This is a genomic window from Acinetobacter sp. WCHAc060025, assembly GCF_004209355.1.
Taxonomy (GTDB): domain Bacteria; phylum Pseudomonadota; class Gammaproteobacteria; order Pseudomonadales; family Moraxellaceae; genus Acinetobacter; species Acinetobacter wuhouensis.
In genome coordinates this window covers 50022-76652 of record NZ_SGSX01000004.1, presented here as the reverse complement: position 1 = coordinate 76652, position 26631 = coordinate 50022, and the positions used below count along the sequence as shown (strand labels likewise).

At 38.4% G+C, this 26631-nt stretch carries 17 protein-coding genes; 5 read left to right on the top strand and 12 right to left on the bottom strand.

Annotated features, from left to right (window positions below):
- Positions 1-6: 6 nt before the first annotated feature.
- Together EXE09_RS04380 and EXE09_RS04375 are read left to right on the top strand one after the other, a co-directional pair.
- A complete protein-coding gene (locus EXE09_RS04380) occupies positions 7-870 on the top strand; it encodes a DMT family transporter (protein ID WP_130116469.1) in 864 nt (287 codons plus the stop codon).
- Between the two features lie 313 nt (positions 871-1183).
- A complete protein-coding gene (locus tag EXE09_RS04375; protein ID WP_130116468.1) occupies positions 1184-1837 on the top strand; it encodes an SMI1/KNR4 family protein in 654 nt (217 codons plus the stop codon).
- Positions 1838-1885: 48 nt separating this feature from the next.
- On the opposite strand, the gene cysN is transcribed toward EXE09_RS04375, so the two are convergent.
- Positions 1886-3499 (bottom strand): sulfate adenylyltransferase subunit CysN, encoded by a 1614-nt coding sequence (gene cysN / locus EXE09_RS04370; RefSeq protein ID WP_130116467.1) that lies wholly within the window; start codon positions 3497-3499, stop codon positions 1886-1888.
- Positions 3500-3651: 152 nt separating this feature from the next.
- Positions 3652-4560 carry a sulfate adenylyltransferase subunit CysD gene (cysD, locus tag EXE09_RS04365; RefSeq protein ID WP_171405033.1) on the bottom strand — a complete coding sequence of 303 codons (909 nt, stop codon included), beginning with the start codon at positions 4558-4560 and terminating at the stop codon, positions 3652-3654.
- 150 nt (positions 4561-4710) lie between these two features.
- Here cysD and EXE09_RS04360 point away from each other — a divergent pair, with 150 nt between their 5' ends.
- Positions 4711-5154, top strand: a complete 444-nt coding sequence (locus EXE09_RS04360; protein ID WP_130116466.1) for a GNAT family N-acetyltransferase — start codon at positions 4711-4713, stop codon at positions 5152-5154.
- A 237-nt stretch (positions 5155-5391) separates the two neighbouring features.
- Here the strand turns inward: EXE09_RS04360 and EXE09_RS04355 are convergent, their stop codons facing one another.
- The 4 genes from EXE09_RS04355 to EXE09_RS04340 all read right to left on the bottom strand — a co-directional run bounded on the left by EXE09_RS04355 (position 5392) and on the right by EXE09_RS04340 (position 13572).
- Entirely contained in the window at positions 5392-6864 is a 1473-nt protein-coding gene (locus EXE09_RS04355; protein ID WP_130116465.1) for a capsule assembly Wzi family protein, read from the bottom strand.
- Positions 6865-7036: 172 nt separating this feature from the next.
- Complete coding sequence (locus EXE09_RS04350) at positions 7037-8659, bottom strand: inorganic phosphate transporter (protein ID WP_068975836.1); 1623 nt, start codon at positions 8657-8659, stop codon at positions 7037-7039.
- Between the two features lie 408 nt (positions 8660-9067).
- Positions 9068-10249, bottom strand: a complete 1182-nt coding sequence (locus EXE09_RS04345; RefSeq protein WP_130116464.1) for a glycosyltransferase — start codon at positions 10247-10249, stop codon at positions 9068-9070.
- A gap of 92 nt (positions 10250-10341) precedes the next feature.
- Entirely contained in the window at positions 10342-13572 is a 3231-nt protein-coding gene (locus EXE09_RS04340; protein WP_165382035.1) for an autotransporter outer membrane beta-barrel domain-containing protein, read from the bottom strand.
- A gap of 310 nt (positions 13573-13882) precedes the next feature.
- Between EXE09_RS04340 and metH the strand changes: the two genes are divergently transcribed.
- Positions 13883-17572 carry a methionine synthase gene (gene metH / locus EXE09_RS04335; RefSeq protein ID WP_130116463.1) on the top strand — a complete coding sequence of 1230 codons (3690 nt, stop codon included), beginning with the start codon at positions 13883-13885 and terminating at the stop codon, positions 17570-17572.
- A 148-nt stretch (positions 17573-17720) separates the two neighbouring features.
- On the opposite strand, the gene kwaB is transcribed toward metH, so the two are convergent.
- From kwaB to EXE09_RS04305, 6 genes are all read right to left on the bottom strand, one after another.
- Complete coding sequence (gene kwaB / locus EXE09_RS04330; RefSeq protein WP_130116462.1) at positions 17721-18674, bottom strand: anti-phage protein KwaB; 954 nt, start codon at positions 18672-18674, stop codon at positions 17721-17723.
- A gap of 2 nt (positions 18675-18676) precedes the next feature.
- A complete protein-coding gene (gene kwaA / locus EXE09_RS04325; protein ID WP_130116461.1) occupies positions 18677-19252 on the bottom strand; it encodes an anti-phage protein KwaA in 576 nt (191 codons plus the stop codon).
- Between the two features lie 340 nt (positions 19253-19592).
- Positions 19593-21707 (bottom strand): 3'-5' exonuclease, encoded by a 2115-nt coding sequence (locus EXE09_RS04320; RefSeq protein WP_130116460.1) that lies wholly within the window; start codon positions 21705-21707, stop codon positions 19593-19595.
- A gap of 207 nt (positions 21708-21914) precedes the next feature.
- Entirely contained in the window at positions 21915-23441 is a 1527-nt protein-coding gene (locus tag EXE09_RS04315) for a DHA2 family efflux MFS transporter permease subunit (RefSeq protein ID WP_130116459.1), read from the bottom strand.
- 6 nt (positions 23442-23447) lie between these two features.
- Positions 23448-24605, bottom strand: a complete 1158-nt coding sequence (locus EXE09_RS04310; RefSeq protein WP_130116458.1) for an HlyD family efflux transporter periplasmic adaptor subunit — start codon at positions 24603-24605, stop codon at positions 23448-23450.
- A 326-nt stretch (positions 24606-24931) separates the two neighbouring features.
- The gene (locus tag EXE09_RS04305; protein ID WP_068975842.1) at positions 24932-25459 is read right to left on the bottom strand and encodes a thioesterase family protein; all 528 of its coding nucleotides are present in this window, start codon (positions 25457-25459) and stop codon (positions 24932-24934) included.
- A gap of 105 nt (positions 25460-25564) precedes the next feature.
- Here EXE09_RS04305 and hemB point away from each other — a divergent pair, with 105 nt between their 5' ends.
- The gene (hemB, locus tag EXE09_RS04300) at positions 25565-26578 is read left to right on the top strand and encodes a porphobilinogen synthase (protein ID WP_165382034.1); all 1014 of its coding nucleotides are present in this window, start codon (positions 25565-25567) and stop codon (positions 26576-26578) included.
- The last annotated feature ends 53 nt before the right edge of the window (positions 26579-26631 follow it).

Below are 26631 nucleotides of genomic sequence, written 5' to 3'. Positions count from 1 at the left end.
ATCTCTATGAATGCCAAACAATCAGGTTTAATCAGTATCGGTGCTTTTGTCCTGTTATGGGGAAGCGCCGCCATTTTTACCAAATGGGGACTGCATCATGGGGCTGTAATCCCCTTTCTGTTCTTTCGTTTTCTCATTGCGACTGTATTGATTTCTTTGTTTTGCATCATCAGCAAACAGGCTTTTTTGCCACAAAATACGCCTTATAAATATGTGATTTTGACAGGTTGTTTTCTCATTACGGGTTATACCCTGTTTTATTTTTTATCGCTTGAGTTTGGGATTTCACCTGGATTACTTTCGACTATTTTAGCTTTACAGCCCATTTTGACCTTTTTTATCACCGAAAAAAGTTTTTCTAAAATCAAACTGCTTGGACTGATTCTGAGTTTTATTGGGATTATCTTTTTAGTTTATAACAATCTGTTTGTGAATAAATTATCGCTATGGGCAACGGTTTCCTCAATTATTTGTTTAGCATGTATAACGACTGGTGTGATTTTACAACGTAAAATTTCTGAAAAACCGTGGCAAGTTTTACCTCTGCAATATGTGATTTCTCTGATTTTTATTGCCTTAATTATTCCATTTCAATCCTTTGACTTTGAAATGAATCTGGATTTCTGGATTCCAGTTTTATATCAAGGGATTATTATTTCCGTGGTCGCTCAACTGATTTTTTACAAGCTGTTGCAGTCAGGTAATCTGGTCAATACCACAAGTCTGTTTTATCTCGTACCGCTTGTGACCTTGATTTTAGACTTTATAATTTTTAGAACGCAACTGTTTGCCTTTGACTATGTTGGAATAGTGGCGATTTTGAGTGGGGTATATTTGGTTTATCGTAATAAAGCCATTCCCAAAAGTTAATGTTTCGAATTAACTTATAAAATTAAATTTTCGCAGTAGATATCACTGGCGGTATTCTGTTGACTCTGTAAATTGTGTAGTTTAAGCAGTACTACTCTTCTACTTTACTCAGTAAATCTCCCTATTACGATACCTATTTTTTAAAACTTATCATTCCGAGTGGGCAAAGTTTAAGGTAGATTCTATAATATTAAGATAATTGTATAAGTTTTATATAAATATCTAACTGATTTATAATGCATTGTTAATTATTATTAAATCTATAGTATAATTTCAATGAGCTAGTAACTTAACTTTACAACCTAAAATATCAATGATCTCTATAGAACAAAATTTAAAACAAATTGAAGAATGGCTTTTAATTCATGCGCCAAAAATTGTTCATGAATCTTTAAATCCACCTGCCACTTTAATCCAATTAGAGCAACTGGAAAAAACCATTCAGAAGCCTCTACCAGAAGATTTCAAAGCATTATTTCTTTGGCATGACGGTTTAAAAGCTAAGTCACAAAATAGTGGAAATTTATTTTATGGTCTTGATTTCTTTGACCTCGAATTTATAGAAAAAAATTATCTTGAAGTTAAAAACTCTCAAGATGATCTGCTTATTAAAATGGGAAATGTTGATCCAGGGATTAATCCAATAAATCACAGAAATCCATTATGGATAAAATTTGGATACGATTGGTCTCGTTGTAGTATAGCACTTGATCTCAACCCTATTGCCCCCGAAAAATATGGGCAAATTGTTTTCATTGATTACGATTATGATACTGTTCTTTTAGTTGCTCGCTCTACTGAAGAATTAGTTCAAACTTTTTTAAACGACCTTCATGCAAATCGTTATTATTTAAATGAAGAAGCCTTGGAAGATGGAAATCATTTTATTGATTGCCTTCCAGAAATTGATCTGATTAATTGGAAATCAAAAAAGAATCAAAGATGGAAGAGAATGTTTAATACCTAATCATAAAAAAACCCGCTTTCGCGGGTTTATTCAAATCAATCCAATCTATTACAGACGAACCAATCCCACAATTTTTTCTGCCAGTTCTTCAACAGTGTCCTGAGCAAAACTCACATCAGCACCTTGCGCAACATCACTGATGATCACCACACCCGTCTGACGAAGCAATGCAACTTGCTCTGCAGATAAACCTGCTTTGGCAATCGCAACAATACCTTGTTGAATCAAAACACTTTCAAGTGATTGTGCATTCTCAAGTGCTTTCGTAGAAACAGCGACTACCGCAGGCTTTTGACCTAAACGTGCAGCACGTGCTTCAGCAGTTACAGGCTCATCATGTGCAGTCCATTCCACCGCAGCTTCAACCATACCCGCACCAACTGTTACGTTGCTTAAACGGTCGATGAAGATGAACGAACCTGTATAACGACTATCTTGGTAACGGTCAAATACCACTGGCGCATCAAACTCAATCTCAACATCTGCAATAGCATTCAGATCAAGTTGTTCAACCTGGATTTTTTCCAAAGTATTCACGTTGGTACGATAGTTAATTTTTTCAACTTTCGCAGGAATGGTTTGTGTACCAATTTTGACATTGTACAACTTACCAATCACAAGCGGTTGATCCGCCATCCATACTACAGAGGCACGTACAGAACGAGACAAAGACGGTTGCTCGCCTGCTTTCACAAGGACATTACCACGAGAAACGTCAATTTCATCATTCAGTGTCAATGTCACCGCTTGACCTGCAATCGCATGTTCAAGATTGCCATCAAAAGTCACGATTTCTTTCACAGTAGACTTTTTGCCTGATGGTAAAGCGACAAGCTCATCGCCAACTTTTACTTCACCTAGTGCAATCGTGCCACAGAAACCACGGAAGTCGAGGTTTGGACGGTTGACATACTGCACAGGGAAACGGAATTCATGCGCACTGGTATCACGTGTGATTTCAACTGTTTCCAGGGTATTCATCAGGGTTTTACCTGTATACCACGGCGTATTTGGTGATGGATTCACCACGTTATCACCATTCAATGCCGAAATAGGCGTGAAGATGATATTGGCAGGTTTACGATCACCGAGCTGATTTACGAATGCATTATATTCTTCTTGAATTTCATTGAAACGAGCTTCTGAAAATTCAACCAAGTCCATTTTATTGATCGCAACCACAATATTACGAATACCCAACAGGCTCGCAATAAATGAGTGACGACGTGTTTGGGTTTGTACGCCATATCGAGCATCAATCAGGATAATCGCAAGATCAGCCGTAGACGCACCTGTTGCCATGTTACGTGTGTACTGCTCATGCCCTGGGGTATCTGCAATGATGAACTTACGTTTTTCAGTTGAGAAATAACGATAAGCCACATCAATGGTAATCCCCTGCTCACGTTCCGCTTGCAGACCATCAACAAGTAAAGCCAAGTCAGGCGCATCACCTGTGGTACCGACTTTTTTCGAGTCACGAGTCACCGCTTGTAATTGATCTTCATAAATCAATTTTGAATCGTAAAGTAAACGACCAATCAAAGTCGATTTACCATCATCCACGTTACCGCAAGTGAGAAAACGCAATAAGTCTTTATTTTCGTGCTGTTTTAAATAGGCCAAGATATCTTGGCTAATCAATTCTGATTGATGAGACATTGCTCAAAACTCCACATATTCTTTAGAAATCGGTTTCTGTTCAATCTTCAATCCCTCTAAATCTCCCTTTGTTAAGGGAGACTTGCTCCTTTCTATGAGAGTCCCCCCTCTTTCACAAAGAGGGGGTTAGGGGGAGATTCATATAGAAATACTTAGAAATAACCTTCTTGCTTTTTCTTTTCCATCGAGCCTGCTTCATCATGGTCAATCATACGACCTTGACGTTCAGAACTCGTCGCCAAAAGCATTTCCTGGATAATTTCAGGCAATGTCGTTGCAGTTGACTCAACCGCACCTGTCAATGGATAACAACCTAAAGTACGGAAACGTACCGATTTCATTTGTGGAACTTCGCCTTCTTTTAAACGCATACGTTCATCATCCACCATGATCAGCGTACCACTGCGTTCAACCACAGGACGTTCCGCAGCTAAGTATAGAGGCACCAAAGGAATACTTTCTTGGTAGATATATTGCCAGATGTCCAACTCAGTCCAGTTCGACAATGGGAACACACGGATACTTTCACCTTTGTTCACTTTACCATTGTAAAGATTCCAAAGTTCAGGACGCTGGTTTTTTGGATCCCAACGATGTTTATTGTCACGGAACGAGTAAACACGCTCTTTGGCACGTGATTTTTCTTCATCACGGCGTGCACCACCAAATGCCGCATCAAACTGATATTTATCCAAAGCCTGTTTTAAGCCTTGGGTTTTCATGATATCCGTATATTTAGAGCTACCATAATCAAATGGATTGACGTTGGCGTCTTTACCTTCTTTATTTTGATGTACGATCAGATCGAAACCATGTTCTTTCGCCATGTTGTCACGGAACGTGATCATGTCCTTGAACTTCCAGCCTGTGTCGACATGCAACAGTGGGAAAGGAAGTTTTGCAGGATAGAATGCTTTTAAAGCAAGATGCAGCATGACAGCTGAGTCTTTCCCGATTGAGTAAAGCATCACTGGATTTTCAAATTCAGCAGCAACTTCACGGATAATATGAATACTCTCAGCTTCAAGCTGTTTAAGATGAGTAAGTCTTTCCTCAGATATAGGCATTTTGACAGCACCAGCTCACAAAAAACGTGTACTTATTACACATATTAAAATTTATATTCATTATAGTGATTTACACAGCCACCCTTTTGCTTGTTTTTTTATATTGATATATAAAAAGATCATAAGCAACTCACAGAGCAAACTATGTCCACACAAATTATACCTTTAGATGAGATTCGTTTTGAACAATGGCTTCCACTTTGGCAAGAGTATTTAAACTTTTATAAAACACAATTAAGTAATGAACAAATAAGTTTATCTTGGAAGCGAATCACAAATTCTGAACAAGCAGATATGTTTGGTTTTGCGATTCAAATGAATAATGAGGTTGTAGGTTTTGTCCATTTAATTTCCCACATGAGTATGTGGACAGACAAGCCTTGTTGTTACTTGCAAGATTTATATGTGAATGAAACACATCGAAATCAAGGCTTGGCTCGAAAGCTGATAGAGCATAGCTACCAAGTATGCTCTGGAAAATATGACCGTGTTTATTGGCTAACCCATGAAAGTAATCTCACAGCGCAATATCTATATGATCGCATTGCAACAAAAACAGGATTTATTCAATACAAAAAAGCGCTATAGGCTAGGCCGAAGCGGCTTCAAATGATGAGTATAAAAAATTCACACAAAAAAAAAGGCTTATCAAACAATGATAAGCCTATAAAACTCTTAAAATATGGGTAAAACAACATCCCCATACTTCGAGGGTAGGAATAACTTCTTTAAATAAGGTCAATTAAAGAAGTCAGTTCATATTAGAATTTTTCAAAAACACTGTATATACCTAGAATTGGGTATATTTTCGCATAATTAGATTAATTAATAACCAAATACAGCTTTATCTAAAGGAATTTCAATTCCAACTGAAGCTCCAGCATCATTTCCATGCACATCCGAGTCACTTACCCAACCATTAATTTTTAATGGAATCGTAGGTTTTATATAATGTGTCCAAGTTAAATCTAAAGCTTTAATTTTATCATTTTCAGGAAACGCAAAGTTAATTTGATTATCTCCAAACTTAGCTGAAGATTGGTTTACTTTGGTATAAATAGCACGACCTGATAAACGATTCATCACATCAAATCGAATATCGCCACCAACAGAAACCATTTCACCATCACCTCCCATCGCATGACCGAGTGGGAAACCATGTTGGTAATAACCATCCGTGTAAATATGATGATTATATGAAATTCCGCTCACATTGCCATTGGTCGTTGTATCTGCCCATTCAGCATAGAATTGGACTGGCATGTTTTTAAAGCTCGTTGAATAATCAACACCTGCTAAATACATTTTTTTAGCGGGTAGCAATCCTGCTTCGTCTTCACCTACATACTGAGCGTAAAAACTAGCGGGTACATTCAACAAAGATTGTAAATTTAGGCGGGCATCAAAACCAGCAAGCTGATTCGAAGCATTTCCTTCGCCTGTACATGTGATATCTGCGCATTCGTTATCTTTACCCACGAAAGCATTCCAGTAAGCTTTAGCACTTCCTGGTTGTCCTTGACCATCGATTTGGAAAGTACGTGAAGCACCTAACTCCAAATATGGTAGTGGTTGTGCTGTTAAACGTAAACCAATCAGATTGGCATCAGGAACAGCTTTGTAATCATCCAAACGCCCAGCAAAAGCTTGATATTGCCAAGGACCAATCCAAGACAACCATTTAGATTCAAAGGCTTTTTGTTCTGCACGTTGAGCAGTAAAACCATAAACTGGGCGACTAGCATCACCACGAATCAAGCTACCATCATGTCCAGGCCCCCAATATGTTGGAATTTGACCTGCGATTAGCCATTGGTTCCAAAGCTTGCCGGCAATATATGAACCTTCAACATTGACATCATGCCCATTATCAATCTGTGGATCTTTTTCACCATTTACACGTAGTTTTGCATCCCAATTTGCACCACCGCCATTCACTTCCAGTGAACCAACATATTGTGCTTTTTGGTTATCACCAAAGGCTTGTGGAATATTTTTAAGATCAGTTTCTGCAAATAAACCTAACTTCGCAGTTTGATTATCTGCTTTAAGTGCATTTTGAATAGAATCGATGACTTTCTGTTGGGTATTGTTTGTAATTTTGGCTTGAGATAAGGCACGTTGAATTTCATCACCACTCATCGGCCAAGTCGATGTACTAATTTGAATCACACCTTGCTGATTTAACCAGTTCAAATCTGTACGAATATCTTCATTGTTTAATACAATACCTTGTGCAAAAACAGGTAATGACATTCCAAATAATACAGCAGCATACAGTGATTTTCTTAAATACATGCTCTTTTTCTCAAGTTCAATTTACTGCCACACCTTAGTTATTTTTAATTTATATTTCAATGATAAAATTGTGCTGGTTCTATTAAGACAATAAGTAAGCAACAAAAAAAGGATGTATAAAATACATCCTTTTATCATATAACCATTCAGATTATACAAGATCTTGTTAAAGTTAGAACACTTTCAATAACAACCAGAATAACGCACCAGATAAACAAATCGTTGCAGGTAATGTAAAGATCCACGCAGAAAGAATCGTTTTCACTGTCGCGAAATTCAGACCTGTTTTATTGGCAACCATAGTACCTGCAACCGCAGAGTTTAAAACATGCGTTGTTGATACTGGTAAACCAAAACCATCTGCTGCTGCAATTGTCGTCATTGCAACCAACTCAGCAGACATCCCTTGACCATAAGTCATGTGATGCTTACCAATACGCTCACCCACTGTCACAACAATACGCTTCCAACCCACCATTGTTCCTAAACCTAGTGCCAATGCAACTGCGACTTTCACCCAGTTTGGAATATATTGTAGGAACGAATCTAAGTTGCTTCGGTACTCTTTTACCACTTTCTTTTGTTCTGTAGACATTGCAGGAAGTTGTTCCGCTTTATCTAAACGTTTAAAAGCAGTCGTGCTCAAGTACATATCATTACGTAACGATGATACCTCAGCTTCAGGAATATCTTTTAAATCACCATACTTGGCAACACGTTCACCCAAATGATCCGTCAAACTTGCCAAAGCAGGAACAACTTCTGGGTTGATCTCTTTGGTTTGAATAAATTTGGTAATCGTCACACGTGCTTTTTCATCTGGAATATCTGCATGTTGCGCATAAATCGCTGTCGCAGTTTGTGTAGACAATTGTGAGAAAGACTGTAAATGTTGTTGATCTAAGTTTTTATTCAAAGAATAAGCCAATGGCACTAAACCGATCAAAATCAACATGATCAAGCCCATACCCTTTTGCCCATCATTTGAACCATGCGCAAAACTCACACCTGTACAGGTGAAAATCAAAATGGCACGAATCAAAGGTGGAGGGGGCTTATTCCCTTCTGGTGGTTGGAATAATTCAACTTGTTTCTTAAAGATTTTTTTAACCAATAAGAATACAACTGCTGCAAATGCAAAACCAATCAATGGAGAAAACAGTAGAGCTTTACCGACTTTCAGCACTTGATCCATGTCTACACCACTTGCACCACTTGATGAATGCAAAATGTAGTTCATGATCCCCACACCCAGAATCGAACCAATCAAAGTATGTGAACTCGATGCTGGAATACCGAGGAACCACGTTCCTAAGTTCCAAAGAATGGCAGCGATTAACATCGCAAAAACCATGGCAAACCCTGCACCAGAACCGACATTCATGATCAATTCAACAGGAAGCAGTGCAATAATGCCGTATGCAACAGCACCACTGGCAACCATTACCCCTAAGAAATTACAAAAACCAGCCCACATCACTGCAACAGGTGCAGGTAGCGCATTGGTATAAATTACGGTTGCTACAGCATTGGCTGTGTCATGGAAACCATTGACAAACTCAAAACCCAAAGCAATGAATAAAGCTGTCGCTAAAAGAATGACAGAATATAAACTTAAAGCAGGAACATGTGCTAAATCTGCACTAAGTTGCACACCAATATAAATCAGGGTTGCAATAATGATCGTCAAAAACACCGGCATAAAAAATTTCGGTGTAGGAACATGCACATTCGTCGATTTGACAGCCTTTTGAGCTTGTGCAGAATCTGAGACGGGAGGTAAATTCGAATTCATGCAGAAATATAGCGAATATTAGAATGCGCTTATTGTTCAATTAAATTGTGACAATTATATGACAAATGACTGCCATATGAAGTGAAATTTTGAATTATTTCACGCCATGATTCCGCAACAATTGCGAAGTAGTTAGTATTTTTATTAATTATTATCATGTACTTATATAAATTTTATAAGAAATAAGTTTGCAAATCATTACAATTCTGTCTGAAATAATATTTGTAATATTTCTGTCAAATATGACAAGTATTTAATTTCACCTTTCAAGTTTGCATCATGTTTATGACAAAACGATGAAAAAACAGACATAAATTTTAACTTATTCAAACTTTAGACATGATCAAGGCAAGATACAATCTGTCATTTTGATGTTACTGCATAACTTACAATTACTTAAGTATGAGGTTATTTAAGTAGGCTTTCCAATAAATGACGTTTACCAAACTTTTGTAAATTAAGCCCTAACAACTGTCCCTCATAGAATGAGTCTTCCATGATCAATGACTTATAGTCCTTCAACTGATGTGCCAAGCGATTTACTAAATCTTCTGGACAATGTTGTATCAATTGTTTGAATACTTGATAGGATTCTTCTATTTTGCCAAGTTTGTATGCATTCTGACACCACTCATACAAAGACCAAAACTGATAAATATTTTTTTGTAAAAATAAGCGATTACCTTCTGGAAGCTTCAATTCACTTGCTTGTTTAGCAAAACAATATGCAAGTTGTATATGATGATTCCAGCTATGTCGTCTTGCAGAGTGATACCAACACTCAGCTCTGCTTGGATCATGAATGATACCCATTTGCCAATAGTATAGTGCTTCTTTATAATTTTCTTGGCGTTCGTAAAGTAAGCCTAACTGCTCATAACTACAATAAATTTCATCAAGCCATCCGTCTTTTAATTCTACTCTTTTTTTATACCACTCAATTGCTTTATCTGCTAAACCTGCATCCCGATAAGATTGCGCGCAATAAAAAGCATAACGCGGTAACAAGTCTTGCTCCTTCCCATGTAAATAAGCATCTTCCAAAATTTTGGCATCTTTAAGATATTTATCAGCATCTAAACTGCGACTGCCTTTACGCCCAGAAATAACAACATAATCTCCACGTATTTCACCAACATCTTGTTCACCGTCATGCTCTAAATATTCATGCAAAACACCACGCCAAAAATATTTCCCATCATTTTTTATAATTAATTTTCTTAAATATTTTATTGTCCGTTCTGCATTTGATAATTGAAAATAGTAAGCATCAAGATCTAGTTTGGGTAAGATGAATTCCCCTTCAACTGAATCATCTGCATCAAAAATTAAAATATAATCACTTTTACCAGTACATGCTTTTAGTGCAACATTACGGTTATAACTGAAATTTTGCCAATCCTCTTGGATAATTTCACCTTGTATTCCTTTATTTTTAAAAAAATTCTGTATGATCTCAATGGTATGATCTGTCGAACCTGTATCAGAAATAACCCAATAGTCTAATTTAAAGTTTTGACAGATATTTCCCAATGTTTGTTCAATAATATGACTTTCATTTTTCACGATCATATTCAAGCATAGTGTCATATTATTTCCCTTTGATTTTATTTACTTATTTCTATAATAAAGAAGCCTCGCAATGCAAGGCTTCTTTGATTTTTTACAATGATAAACTGGTATTAGAAATTCACTTTCCAACCAATATTTCCAATAAAATCACTATAACTATGGCTACCTTGCTGATATGACAAGTTAAACCATGCATAACTATTCTTCGTAGTTTGTCCTTCTACGCCTAATTTAAACTCACCTAAATTAGAATCTCCAGCAACACCATAATAAGCGTTATCTAATTTGACGAGCTGATCTTCAGTATTGTGAATCCAGTTGAATGCAACATAAGGGCGATAATTTGCACTTGTAGCTATACTAGTTGGTACAACCATAAATGCTTTTGCACCCAAACGCATCTGGATATTGTCATGACCTTGATCTATCACAGTACCTGTAGTTTGTTCTTTAAACTTATCGAGTTGGACACCCTGATAAACAAACTGACCTTGTGGTTGAATCCAATAACTTACTTTTTCTCCTTGTCCAAGTTTGTAACTTGAACCTGCTTCAATAGAAGCAATAATTCCAGAAGAATCATATTTTTCTGTCGTAAAATCTTGCCCTGAGACTTCGTTATTGAATTTATTCCACATCGCCCATGCATCTACATAAGCGCCAGTACGATCCATAGGGTTTTTGAACCAAGTACCGTACAAACCAAAGCCATAACCATCTAATTCAGAAGATGATTTATAATGGGTAATTAATGATTTTGAATCACTTCCTGCATTTCCATATGCAGCCATAAGACCGACATTATATTCCCCCTTTTCACCGAAGTTCGCTAAGCCAATACCAGCCTGTAGAACATAATGGTGACCATCTGTATTAATTTGACCAGATTTGTCTTCAAATTCGTTGTACCCACCCACTGCTCGTAACCACAATTGCCCTACATCCTCTTTGTTCATATTGCTATATTCACTTGCACCTAAACGATCTTCTAAACGATGTACAAATAAGTTATTCGCAATATTCGCATTAAATATATAACTTCCAACTTCTGGACGAATGACAGGTTGATTTGGCCCATTTCCACCTGTAGAACCCGTAGCACCTGTATCGCCCGTTGCTCCTGTAGCACCCGTGTCGCCTGTTGCCCCAGTAGATCCTGTTGCACCTGTGTCGCCCGTTGCTCCTGTAGAACCCGTAGCACCCGTGTCACCTGTTGCTCCTGTAGATCCCGTAGCGCCAGTGTCACCTGTTGCTCCAGTAGATCCCGTAGCACCCGTGTCGCCCGTTGCTCCTGTAGAACCCGTAGCACCCGTGTCACCCGTTGCTCCAGTAGATCCTGTAGCACCCGTGTCACCCGTTGCTCCTGTAGAACCCGTAGCGCCAGTGTCACCTGTTGCTCCAGTATCTCCTGTTTCACCTTTCATATTGAAGCTTTCAAGATACCAGTCACCATCGGCATGTTGATTGAGTAAATATTCATAGCCACCTTTAACAACACGGCGTTGTAAAAGGAATTGCCCATTTGATGTACCATCAATGTCATACATCAAAATAGATTCTTTTCCAGTTGGATCTGCAACATTTAAATTATTGACCCAAACCCAATCGAAGCCTTTATTAATCACATTACCTGTAATTTTAACGTTATCTGTATAAGAAGGCCCTTGCCCTTGACCTGTTAAGAATGAGTCCATTAACCAAGTATTATTACCCGTAGTGTAATCACCTGTAATCGTTAACTTTTCACCAGCAATCCCATTTGCCATGTCAATTTGTGAGTTTTTAGCAACGATATTTCCTTGTAAGTTAAAATTCGATGCAGTTCCAGCTGTACGGTAAGCTTGGTCATAGCCGACTAAGCGTGAATCGATTAAATTTAAATTACTAAAACTTGCAGTCGTTTTTCCTGCACTGTTTGCCAACTGCCATGTCGCATCTGTTAAATTTATATTCGATGTAGATGGTGTGCCCTTTTGCACTAAGCCCTGCATATAACCATCTGCAAAATTCATCGTAACCTTAGAGGCATTAGAAGCTGTTGTACCTGCAACATTGAGAATATAGCCATCGTTTGCTGCGGTTAAGTTACTGTCATCACCACGCACACTCAGTTGATAATCTTTCTGTCCAGTTGCAACAGTAACTAAATTTCCCGTTGTTTTCGTTGTACTGACCACTAAATCATTAAATAAAGTTTTGGTCGTGACATTTGCGCCTGTCGCAGTATCAGCACTACCGCTAATACGAATACCATCAGTTGCACTTTTAATGATAGTACTACTCGTATCTGCATCTGCATCCAACAATGCACCTTGCCAGATGATGTCGACAGCACCTGAGCTATTTGTTGAAGCAGTCGTATCTAAGACCATTTTACCTGTTGAATAAAGTTTACCTGAGCCTGTACCTGTTGCTCTTGTTTTTCCAAGTAAAATTGCATTTGCACGGCTCCCTGCCCCACTAATTGTAATATTACTATCTTTTAAATGAACCTGAGAATCCCCGCCGGAAATATAAATCCCTGCTGCATCAGCAAAAGAAGCCCCAGTATTTTGAATATTAATATTGAGTAAATTATTAACATTGATAAAACCTGAAGCGCCATTTCCGGAATTATTAGCCGCACCTTGAATCGCACGTAATCCTGCAAGTAAATTATTATTATTAGCACTGTTCATATTGATATTTAAATTATCAAAATTCGTTCTCGAATACTGTCCATTTGTCGCTACCCCCTCTCCTGCACTCACAGAAGAACCAGCAACCACACCATAATGTTCAATAGGACGCAAAAAACTTAAACCTCCTGCCAAATTATTCATGGTTAAGTTAAATGTACCAATATCAATTTGCGAGCCTTGAGATACGCCAACACCTGCTTGAGGCATTCCAGGATTTTGACTCATTGTTAAGTTAATCGTTTTCCCTCGAGCATCAATATATGATTTTACAGTCGCTTCGCTATATGCAGAAAGCCCTGTTCCTTGGTTTATACTTGTTGTCAAATCATTAGTAATTGTAAGTGTTCTATCAATACCACGAGCACTGTAAACACTCATTAGTACGCCGTATTGTCCTAGTTCTAATGCTGGACCAATACTACTTAACTCACAACCTAAATTATTTTCCGTATTACTAACACCAATTCCCCCTTTGGCATTCACAGTACACTCTGCTGCAAATGTGATCGTTGCACCACTCGAAGCTAAGAAAACCGCAATGACTCTAGGAATTCCCCCAACGGTTTTCTGAGTTTTTGTTTTTCCGCGCTTACCTAGCTCTGAACAAACTACCCACGCATTTTGGCTTGTATTCCAAATCAGTTTAAAGACCTTATTCATGTGAAATTCCCCTAACATTAATTATGTGATTTAATTATCATATTTACATTTTAAATATAAAAAACAACACATAATAATATCAAGAGAGAGCATTAAAACATAAAATAAAAACAAAATGATTAATAAAACATATAGTTATTATTTTTTAATTAATTTGTTTATTTTGTGTAATTTTTAATCAAAAATTAAACTAATTTAAAATCTGTTTAACATACTTTAACAATCGTATCCAAAAATAAAGACTTGTACCTTGATACCTAACATTCTGCTACTATATTGCACGTTTAAAAAAGCCAGCTGAGAGTTTTGAATGTCGACACTTGCCACCTTAAAAGCGCTTCTCGCCCAACGCATCCTGATTATTGATGGTGCGATGGGTACCATGATTCAACGCCATAAATTAGAAGAAGCCGACTATCGTGGTGAACGTTTTGCCGACTGGGCATCTGACCTTAAAGGCAACAATGACCTTCTGGTGCTGACTCAGCCACACATTATCCAAGGCATTCATGAAGCCTACCTAGATGCTGGTGCAGATATCATTGAAACCAACTCTTTCAATGGTACAAAAGTTTCAATGTCAGATTATCACATGGAAGAATATGTCCATGAAATCAACTTTGAAGCAGCACGTATCGCCAAAGCGGCCTGTGAAAAATACTCAACACCTGATAAACCACGTTTTGTTGCTGGTGTGCTTGGTCCTACATCACGCACCTGTTCGATTTCTCCAAATGTAAATGACCCTGCGTTCCGTAATATTACTTTTGATGAGTTAAAAGAAAACTATATTGAAGCTGCACATGCCCTGATTGAAGGTGGTGCGGACATTCTCCTGATCGAAACTGTATTCGATACGTTGAACTGTAAAGCGGCAATTTTTGCTGTTAAAGAAGTGTTTAATCAGCTTGGTTATGAATTGCCATTGATGATTTCAGGCACGATTACCGATGCTTCTGGTCGTACCCTCACAGGTCAAACTGCGGAAGCATTCTGGAACTCAGTCCGTCACGGTGATTTATTGTCGATTGGTTTTAACTGTGCGCTTGGTGCAGATGCTATGCGTCCACACGTAAAAACCATTTCCGATGTTGCGGATACCTTTGTTTCAGCGCATCCAAACGCAGGCTTACCGAATGCTTTCGGTGGTTATGATGAAACTCCTGAAGAAACAGCAGCATTCTTAAAAGAATTTGCAGAAAGCGGTCTGATCAATATTACGGGTGGTTGCTGTGGTACCACACCTGATCACATCCGTGCTATTTACAATGCAGTCAAAGACATCAAACCTCGCCAAGTGCCTGAAACCAAGCCTGCATGTCGTCTAAGTGGTTTAGAACCGTTTAACATTACCGCTGATTCATTATTTGTGAATGTCGGTGAACGTACTAACGTCACAGGTTCGAAGAAATTCTTACGCTTAATCCGTGAAGAAAACTTTGCTGAAGCTTTAGATGTGGCATTGCAACAAGTGGTTGCAGGCGCACAGGTGATTGACATTAACATGGATGAAGGGATGCTCGATTCGCAAGGTGCGATGGTACATTTCCTTAATCTGGTTGCGTCTGAACCTGAAATTTCTAAAGTGCCAATCATGATTGACTCATCAAAATGGGAAATCATTGAAGCTGGTTTGAAATGCGTTCAGGGTAAACCTGTAGTGAACTCGATTTCCCTTAAAGAAGGTTATGACGAGTTTGTACAAAAAGCACGTTTATGTCGCCAATACGGTGCGGCGATTATCGTCATGGCATTTGATGAAACAGGTCAGGCAGATACCGCAGCACGTAAGCGTGAAATCTGTAAGCGTTCTTATGATGTGTTGGTGAATGATGTTGGCTTCCCTGCTGAAGATATTATTTTCGATCCAAACGTGTTTGCTGTTGCAACAGGGATTGAAGAACACAACAACTATGCGGTTGATTTTATTGAAGCAACAGGCTGGATTAAACAAAACCTGCCACATGCAATGATTTCAGGCGGTGTGTCAAACGTATCTTTCTCATTCCGTGGTAATGAGCCTGTCCGTGAAGCGATTCACTCTGTATTCCTTTATCATGCCATCAAACAAGGCATGACCATGGGGATCGTAAATGCGGGTCAGATGGCGATTTACGATGATATTGACCCTGAGTTAAAAGCTGCGGTTGAAGATGTGATTCTGAATCAAAATCAGGGTGAAAGCCAACATGATGCAACTGAAAAGCTTTTGGAAGTTGCTGAAAAATATCGTGGTCAAGGTGCAGCGCAAAAACAGGTCGAAAATCTGGAATGGCGTGAGCTTCCTGTCGAAAAACGTCTTGAACATGCTTTGGTTAAAGGTATTACCACTTTTATTGATGAAGACACTGAAGAAGCCCGTTTAAAATCAGCTCGTCCGCTTGATGTGATCGAAGGTCCATTGATGGACGGTATGAACGTGGTTGGTGACCTGTTCGGTTCAGGCAAAATGTTCCTCCCACAAGTCGTGAAATCTGCCCGTGTGATGAAGCAAGCTGTGGCTTGGCTGAACCCATTTATTGAAGCTGAAAAATCTGGCGGTCAGTCTAAAGGTAAAGTCCTGATGGCAACCGTAAAAGGCGATGTACACGATATTGGTAAAAATATCGTGGGCGTGGTTTTAGGCTGTAATGGTTATGACATCATTGACCTTGGTGTGATGGTGCCTGCTGAGAAAATTTTACAGACTGCGATTGATGAAAATGTCGATATTATCGGCTTGTCAGGTTTGATTACGCCATCTTTGGATGAGATGGTCTTTGTTGCCAAAGAAATGCAGCGTAAAGGTTTCCATGTGCCATTATTAATTGGTGGTGCGACAACTTCTAAAGCGCATACCGCTGTAAAAATTGACCCACAATATTCAAATGATGCGGTGATCTATGTAGCCGATGCATCACGTGCTGTGGGTGTGGCAACGACTTTACTTTCTAAAGAAATGAAGCCGAAGTTTGTTGAAGAAACTCGTGCGGAATATGAAAAAGTCCGTGAACGTATTGCCAACAAACAGCCAAAAGCTGCCAAACTGACGTATGCAGAATCGATTGAAAATGGTTTGAAAATTGACTTTGCAGCCAATAAACCTGTGAAGCCAAACTTCATTGGTACGCAAACCATTACCAATTATCCACTTGAAACATTGGTGGAATATTTTGACTGGACGCCATTCTTTATTTCCTGGAGTCTGGCAGGCAAATTCCCGAAAATTCTGACGGATGAAGTCGTTGGTGAAGCTGCAACTGATTTATACAATCAAGCGCAGGAAATGTTGAAAGACATTATTGAAAATAAACGCTTTGATGCTCGTGCTGTGTTTGGCATCTACCCTGCCAACCGTTCTGCGGCGGATTCTGTTGAAGTTTATACGGAAGATGGTCAATCGGTGACACATACATTCCATCATATCCGTCAGCAGTCTGACAAAGTCACAGGCAAACCAAACTTGTCTTTGGCTGACTTTGTGGCAACTAAAGATCAAGCGGAAGACTGGTTAGGTGGTTTCACCGTGTCGATCTTTGGTGCGGAGGAAATGGCGCATGAATACAAAGCCAAAGGCGATGATTATTCTGCGATTCTTGCACAATCTTTAGGTGACCGTTTTGCTGAGGCGTTTGCGGAACATTTGCATGAGCGTATCCGTAAAGAGTTCTGGGGTAATCAAGCTTCTGAAAGTTTAAGCAATGAAGAATTGATCAAAGAGAAGTATGTCGGGATTCGTCCTGCGCCTGGTTACCCTGCGTGTCCTGAGCATTCTGAAAAAGCGTCTTTGTTTGACTGGTTAGGTTCTACCGATAAGATTGGTACTCAACTCACTACAAGTTTTGCAATGTGGCCACCGTCATCTGTCAGTGGTTTCTATTATGCAAATCCGCAGTCTGAATACTTTAACGTGGGGAAAATTGCTCAGGATCAGCTTGAGGATTATGCGAAGCGTAAGGGTTGGACAATGGATGAGGCGAAACGTTGGTTAGCGCCTAATTTGGATGATTCGGTTCAGTAATTCTTTAAATCTCCCCTAACCCCTCTTTGAAAAAGAGGGGAACTGCGCGTATCCAATGAATTACGTGACAGCTCCTCCCTAAACAAAATTTAAAGCATCACTGTAAATTAAATGCAAGAAAGGGAGGTTGGGAGAGATTAAATATTACTTATGCTGCATCATCTTTAGCACGAGCAACATATAACTTAGAAGTCAAAACTGAATATAAATGATCATCTAATAAAACTCTTAAAAATTCATTTTTTGATACTTTCGTATTTAGCTCAATTTTTGTCTCATCGGCAGAAATTTTTATTTTTTTACTCAAAATACTATGCCCTTTAATGAAGTCAATAATCTGTGCATTGCTAATACCTGCTTTAATAACAGGTGAATCATTAATAACTTTTGTTAACTTTCTTGAGAATGCTAAATCTTCGATCATATCTTTTAAAGGCTCAATAGAATCTAGAAGTCCTAAACTCGCTATCGCCGCTATGCCCTTTTCGGCTTCTGCTTTGATTAATCCTTTAAAACTTGCTGATTTTTCTAAAAAGCTTAGATCGACTACATATAAAGTATCTTGATAAATTAATAATTGAAATCCTGTCGTCAATCTTAAGAAACTTTGATCAATTCTCTCAAATCTTTCTTCTGCTTTTTTCAAACCAAAATATAATGAGCCTCTACCAAACAAATGAATTAGTGGAAAAGACTTATAAATCATATAGGTTTCGGTTTCATTGCCTATCTCTATAATTAGTCCTCTCATTTTAGAAAGGTCATCTGAATCAAAATTAAATTTGGAAAAACTATCATCCAGTTTTAAATCCTTTAAAAAATTTAGATTTATTGGCAATTCTAAATCATATTCATAAATTGCTTCTCTACGATCATCACACGATGATAACTTAATCAAAGATAAATCAGTTTTACTAATCAATAAATCTTGTGTACTTTTTAAATATAAATCACGTATTGCAGGTTGATCAGTTGAAGCGATATCCAGTTTCTTGATATTAAAAACATCACCATCCTGTAAAACCCCATACACACAAGCAACAGAATCATCTGGATTGTCTACAAACTTTTTCAAGTTTTCTTTTAAATCATCAATTAACATTTTTAATCTGCCTTTTGTACGTAAAATATACGATCATCTAGTTTTATATATTTAACACGTGTTTCCGCAATAAGCTGTGCACGTGTTATCAAAATTATATTTTCTCTAGTCCCTATACTAGGTTTAAACTCACCATCAGCCTTATATATATGAAAACCCAATAAAGCTAAAGAAGGGTTTGCATAAAACAAATCTGTTTTTATATAAATAATTCCCATAATTATTAGTAATAGCAAAAGTACAATAATCTGTCTTTCCTTACTAAAATCAAAGCTAATTAGCGGAATGACATAAGTCGCTAAAAATGTTAAATGTTCATAATTAGCACTTTCAATTTTTTTAATTTTAAAAGGTATTTCTGACGCACCTTTTATTGCATACTTAAAACTCTGATATCCATAAACACTCCACAGAACCACAAAGATACTAATAATTGAAATTACGTTGTCATTTGCCAATTTTTTAAATCCAATAAAATTACATCCCTCAGTCAAACAAAATGGGACTTTAATATTGAGAATTATAAAAAAGACAAATAATAGAGCCAACGAAAGGACATACAGATGAACTTTTAGCATTTTAGGTCCTCTTTTTTTTGTATAATCCTATATTTTAAGCATTTTTTCTAGTTTTAATTAAATAAACTTACTTGACTACATTATTCTACTGCTTGAACACTAACTCATACCAAACCTTCAAAATCAACTAATACGCTAAACATACTCCCATAGGAAAAGGGAGCTTTCATTACCAATTAAATATCAGCATAAATTTAATAATGGATATTCCCTCTCCTGAGCGTGTTTTAAAGCATTGCTTTAAAACTCAGCGCAAGTGAGGGCTAGGGAGAGGTGCTTATTCATCTACTTTTCAATCAGACTTCTTTTCTATTTGTCTTTAATAAACGACTACCTTAAATCAATCCACCAACCGTAATTTCTTTAACCTCGCCCGAATCCCACCCTCTTTACGATTATGCCGCTTTGCAATTTCCCTAATCGACAACTTTTCATCCATAAAAGCATCAATCAAACGGACTTCTTCATCTTCAGTCCATTTCTGCCCAATCATCGAATCATCTGCTGTTTCAGTATTTGAAACTGAAACCTGTTCTTCAGCTTTTTCAATACTCACTTCAACTGAGCTTTCTACAACCTCGATCTGAGGAGCCGTTTGTTCATAAATCGTTTTTACATCGGCAAGGAAGCCTTTATTTTCACAACCCAAAATAAACAGTTTATTCTGCGCACGGGTCATGCCCACATAAGCCAGTTTCCTCTCAGAATCCATGTCACGGTTTTCACCGATACGTGGCATATAATCCAGTCCCACAAAAAACACATGCGGAAACTCCAGTCCTTTAGAAGATTCAACATTCATGATCTTGATTGAATTTTTATTCAGATCCAGCGCTTTCTTTTCAGCACTACTAAAAACCAATTCAACCTCAGTATCAGGCGTATATGCACTGAGTCTGGACTTCAGTTCCATCACAAAAATATCGTATTCAGCAGACTTTGCCTGCAACACCGCAATATCTTTTGGTGCTGTATCTGATTTAAGTAACTGACGAATTTTTCGGGCAATCAGATCAGCCAAGTGGCGCACATCATTTTCATGATAAATACTTGGATATTCTCCTGTTTTACACTCGCCTGTATCAGGGTCTAAAACACGGTCATATTCATCACTGTTCTGCAAACTATCCATAGCTTTAGGGTTTAAAAATGCTTTTGCAATATCCAGAATCTCTTTGGTATTGCGGTAACATTTATACAGTTCAACGGGCTTTTTCCCCTGCACCTGTAAACCAACAGAACGCCAGCTTGGTTTTTTACGGTTAAAAATATTCTGTGCAGGATCGTAGCAGAACAGAATATTATTGGTTTCGGCCTTTACCAACTGAGATAAACCAATAATCCATTCCTGAGCAAAATCCTGCCCTTCATCAATCAGAATGGCATCGTACTTTTCAGTTTCAGCCAAACCGTTTTGTTCCAGATGATCCAGCAATATCTGCCCGACACGGCTGTTATAGTCTGTCTGCTTTTCATTTTTAAGCATGGACAGATTTGCAGATGTGATCTGCTTGACTAGACCATGAAAGTTTCTGACTTCAAGTTTTTCATTAAAATCATCACCAAACATGTGCCGTAAATGATTACACAGTGAGTTGTTATAACAGACCACTAAAATTTTATATTCGGGATAAATCGTTTTTAAATATTTAGCACGGCAAGCCAGCACCAGTGTTTTTCCACTGCCAGCCACACCTTTTAAAATACGGTGTCCATCACCAATATTTTTTGCAATCGACTCCTGAGATAAATCAAGTGCTTTGACCTCCTGTGGCTCGACAGCAAACAGTTCATCCTGTTTAAATTCATTGACCCGAATTTCAGGAAAAATCATATAACGTAGAAATTTTTCTTCTACATAGCTCAGTGCTTCAAAAGGAAATGCGACGTCTTTAAATGCTGCAATCAATTTATTTTTAAACGTTTTATTTTCAGCAACCAGGCGTAAGTCATCTTTATAAATGGTTTTATGTGCCGTTGTAATTGAAGGCAGGCTTAAGCCTATTTCATGGGCATCCTGTTCTTTCAGTTCGGTATAAATGACACAACTGCTGATCGGAAATTTGACATTGCCCTGATAAGGTCCATTTTGCTGTAAAAATACCGCGGTCTTTTTAAATTGATTCAGAATATTCAGCATGCACTTACGCACCTGCTGCTCAGGGTTTTGTACAGGAACTGCCTTTGTATTATTTTTATTATAAAAACGCCCTGTAAACATTTCGGGATTTAAGGTTTCAAAGCGTTCTTTTGACCAGTCTTTGACTTCGATCACCAGCAAACCATGCTCAGGCAACCATACAATAAAATCGGTATAGCGGTTTAAAGCTTTAGGCTCATGCCAAATGATAGCATTATCATGCTGAAAAATAGTTTCAAGCAATTGATAAACCTTACGTTCCCCACTCGATGCAGACTTTAGTTGTTGTATACTGGGAGGAATCAGTTCAGCCACGAGGTTATTTACTCTTGATAGAATATTAATTTATAAATTATATTCATTTATACGAGATATATCAAAATTTAAGAATAAAAATCAATTATTTAATTATTCTTAATAACAATTTTAACCATCAAAATAGATCATAAAACATACTCAACAAAAGAAGTACTCCAAACAAAAAAGCCCACTTTTCAGTAGGCTTTCAATAAAACATTCAACTTAATGCGCAGCACCTGGCCCCACACTATTGGTCGGTTTAGGACACAACCAAATAATCAATCCAGCAAAGATAAAAATCATCGCAAAGATTAAAAACACATGATTGACTGAAAGCGTTAAAGCCTCTTTATCGACCAAATTGGAAATCACCCCCAATGCAGTATCGGAGCTAAAACCATTGTTGATTAATTGAGTTTGAGTATCTTCAACATGCATAGTCGAAGCAATTTCACTTCGCGCAAGCTTGGTATGATCATCCCAGATTGTGACTGCAATCGAAGCACCAATCGCCCCTGCCATAGTTCGCATAAAGTTCATCAAACCTGCTGCCGAAGCCACTTCATCAGGTCGAACCACTCCCAAAGCGATATTTGACAATGGGATAAAGAAGAACGGTACAGCAAAACCTTGAATAATCTGTGGTAAAGCCAATGCCATAAAATCAGCATCACTGGTCCAGAATGAACGCATCAAGGTCACACCGCCCAAGATTATCAGACCAAAACTGGACAATGCCCTCGGATCATATTTTGTTGCGAGTTTTGCCACAATCGGCGACATCATCAAACTACCAAAACCCATCGTCGCCGTCAGATAACCTGCCCAAGAAGCGGTATAACCCAAATTCAACTGCAACCATTGAGGAATTAGGACAATACTGCCAAAGAATGCTGCAAAGGCAAAAGCCAGAGAAATCGTCGCAATAGTAAAGCCACGGTATCGGAAAATCTGGATATTCACGATTGGATGCTTTTCATAATATTCCCAAATGAAGAAAGCAATAAATCCAACCACCAAAATCACGGCGAGAATACAAATAAACGTACTACTAAACCAATCACGCTCATGCCCCAAATCGAGCATTAACTGAAGTGCACCAATCCACACGATCAGCAAAGTTAAACCAATGGTATCAATTGGAAGTTTAGCAATCGGCGTTTCAGCAGTTTTCATCAAACGCATCACACCCACAGCACACAATACACCTACTGGTATGTTAATGAAGAAAATCCAATGCCATGAGAAATTATCACTGATTGTCCCCCCAAGAATTGGTCCTAAAATTGGACCAACTACAGTGGTCATCGCCCACATGCCCATCGCTTGCGAATGCTTTTCAGGTGGGAAAATACGCATCAATAAAGTTTGGCTGAGTGGCATGATTGGACCACCAAATAGCCCCTGCCCAATACGACAAATCACGAGCATGGCGAGGCTATTGGATAAACCACATAGAATGGAAAATGTCGTAAAACCAATCAAGCTAATGGTAAATACCCGAACCGCACCAAAACGCCCTGCTAACCATCCTGTCAGAGGTACACAGATTGCTTCTGCTACTGCATAGGAGGTAATGACCCAAGTCCCTTGAGAACTTGAAACCGCCAAACTCCCTGTAATATGTGGTACAGAGACATTGGCAATGGTCATATCGAGTACGACCATAAAATTGGCGAGCGCTAAAAAAAATGCTGCTAAAAGTAAACGCCCGCCTTTAAGCTCACCTGAAAAAGTTGCTGTATTCATAAGCGATTACTTCGCTGTTGAGGTATCAACCTCTGCATTCATTGACAAACCAACACGTAATGGATGTTCAGCAAGCTCTTTAGGATCAAGTTTGATACGTACAGGAAGACGTTGAACCACTTTGATCCAGTTCCCTGTTGCATTCTGTGCAGGAATTAAAGCAAAAGCTGAACCTGTACCACCAGAGAAACCAATCACAGTTCCGTGATACTCAACTTTTTTGCCATAAAGATCAGAAGTTAATGTCGCTTTTTGTCCAACTTTGACATCTTTCAACTGACTTTCTTTAAAATTCGCATCGACATAAAGTTCTGAAATCGGAACAATTTTCATCAGACTTGAACCCGCAGCAACACGTTGTCCGATTTGAATACTACGACCTGCAATCACACCATCTAGAGGTGCTTTAATTTCAGTACGTTGTAAATCTAAAAGCGCTTGATCGACAACGGCTTGAGCCGCCAAAACATCGGGTGTCGAACTTTGTGAAGTACCTCGAATTAAGGCTTCATTGGCATCTAAATTACTTTGTGCCGCTTTGCGCTTAGACTCCGTTTGTGCCAACACTGCTTTTGCAACATTCACGCTGGCTTTAGCATTGTCTAAAGCACTTTGTGCTTTGCTAAATTCTTCTTTTGAAATTGCACCTGTCGCATTCAACTGCTGACGACGTGCAAATTCTTGTTGCGCTTGGGTATAAGCTACTTCAGCTTGCGCCACTTGTGCTTTGGCACTGTTAATGTCGTCGCTACTAATCAAAATTTGAGAAGACAAAGAACTGCTATTGGCTGAACTTTGAGTATATTGACGTTTGGCTTTTGCCAATTGCGCTTCAGCTTGTGCAAGGGCAATTTTCGCATCACGATTATCAATAATTGCAAGCACATCGCCCTTTTTCACTTGTTGCGTATCACTGACCAATACTTTTTCAACCTGACCACTGACCATGGATGTAACCGCAGCTGTTTCAGCACCCACATAAGCATTGTCAGTTTCTACGATATTACCAAAAACTAAAGCCCAAATGGCATAGAGTATTGCGATAGTAATAACGATAAAGGCAAAAATCTTCAGCATTTTTTTACGTTTTTGTTTAGCCTGCAAATCCGCTTGAGCTTCAAGCTCATCATTTGGAGAGGCATTCGTAGTGGGCGCGTCAGTCATCGCATCTTCCTGGCTTACTTTAAATGGGTCAAAACATCGGTACAGTCTGTGCCACTAAGCTGAATATTTGCTTAGTGAGAATCAGGCATACATTTGATGTGATGATTCAGTCAATTTATAAAAATTGTGATGGATAATTTTACAGGTAAAAATCACATGATGAGAATAAAAATATAACTCTAGAGTTTATCTCTATATTTTAGAATAATGTTATTGATTTTAATATTATTTTACTCAAAAAATAAGTCACCAAAATGCTCAATTTAGTGACTTCTATTGACATAAATTATACAAAGTGTACTTAAGGGTACACTTTGTCAACTTGATCAATAGGCATAAGACGCGATCGCAGTTGCAATTGCCTTACCTTCATTATTCACCATGGTCATACGCATCGTACAACCTTTACGCCCCATTCTCAGCGTTTCAGCTTTGGCAATAAAATACTCACCACGACCAGGTGCAAGATAATCAACACGCATATCCACGGTTGCCAAACGCGAAACTTTTTTCAACGTATCAGGTAATTGATCTGGTTCGGCACGTTTATACAACTCACCCATTGCCACAATTCCACCAATACTGTCGAGTAAAGTGGCAGCAACACCACCATGTAAGATTTGAAAAGCAACATTTCCAATCAGGAAAGGTTTCATTTCAATATAGCCTTCAATTTCATTATCCACCACACGCATTTGCATACTGTTGTGTGAAAAATACGGCGAACCATTAAAGGCTTTGGTGAGCTGATTAAGCACCACATTTAGATCAGCCTTTGCGCCTAAATGTAAATTACCAGTCCACTTTTTTTGTGATTCGCTTGGTGCAGAATCAGTTTTAGGAGAATCACTCATAAGAATTTCGAAACCAATATTGAGAAAAAAATGTAGCTTTTCCCCAAAAAATATATGAAAGGGCTACAATATGTGCCTAGTTTAATACTGAAAATCGAGATTGTTATGACTTATACGTTCAATCGTCCTGCTTTCCCAGCCACTCGTATGCGTCGTATTCGTAAAAACGACAAGTTAAGAGCAATGGTTCGTGAAACTCAACTCACAGCAGATCATCTCATTTATCCAGTATTTGTACTTCCTGGGCAAAACCAAACTCAAGATGTACCAAGTATGCCAAACGTGCAACGTTTGTCTGCTGATTTATTGTTGAAAAAAGCAGAAACATTACTTGAACTGGGTGTATCTAAATTAGCGTTATTCCCTGTTACACCACAAGAAGACAAAAGTTTAACGGCTGAAGCCGCTTGGCATGAAGATGGTTTAGTGCAAAATACACTACGTCTGTTGAAAAAAGAATTGCCAGAAATGGTACTCATCACTGACGGCGCACTCGACCCATATACCACACATGGTCAAGATGGCATCATTGATGAAACAGGCTATGTGCTGAATGATGAAACTGTACAATGCCTCATTAAACAAGCACTCAGCCATGCTGAAGCGGGTGCAGATGTGGTTGCACCAAGTGATATGATGGATGGTCGTATTGGTGCGATTCGCCAAGCTCTAGAAAGCAATGGTCATATCTATACCAATATCATGGCTTATTCAGCTAAATATGCATCTAGCTTCTATGGACCTTTCCGTGATGCAGTTGGTTCTTCTTCCAACCTTAAAGGTGGTAATAAATACAATTACCAAATGGATGTCGGCAACCGCGCTGAAGCACTACATGAAATCGCACTCGACATTCAAGAAGGTGCAGATATGGTGATTATAAAACCTGGTATGCCTTATTTGGATGTAGTCCGTGAAGTCAAAGACACTTTTGGTGTACCAACATTTGTGTATCAAGTCAGTGGTGAATATGCAATGTTGTCAGCGGCGATTCAAAATGGTTGGTTATCTGACAGCGTGATCATGGAATCACTCATGTGTTTCCGCCGTGCAGGTGCAGATGGGATCTGGACTTACTTTGCAGAAGAAGCAGCACGTAAATTGAAAGAGATGAAGTAATCACGATAATCCTTAAGATCTATACTATATAAATATCTAAGTACAATTAGATT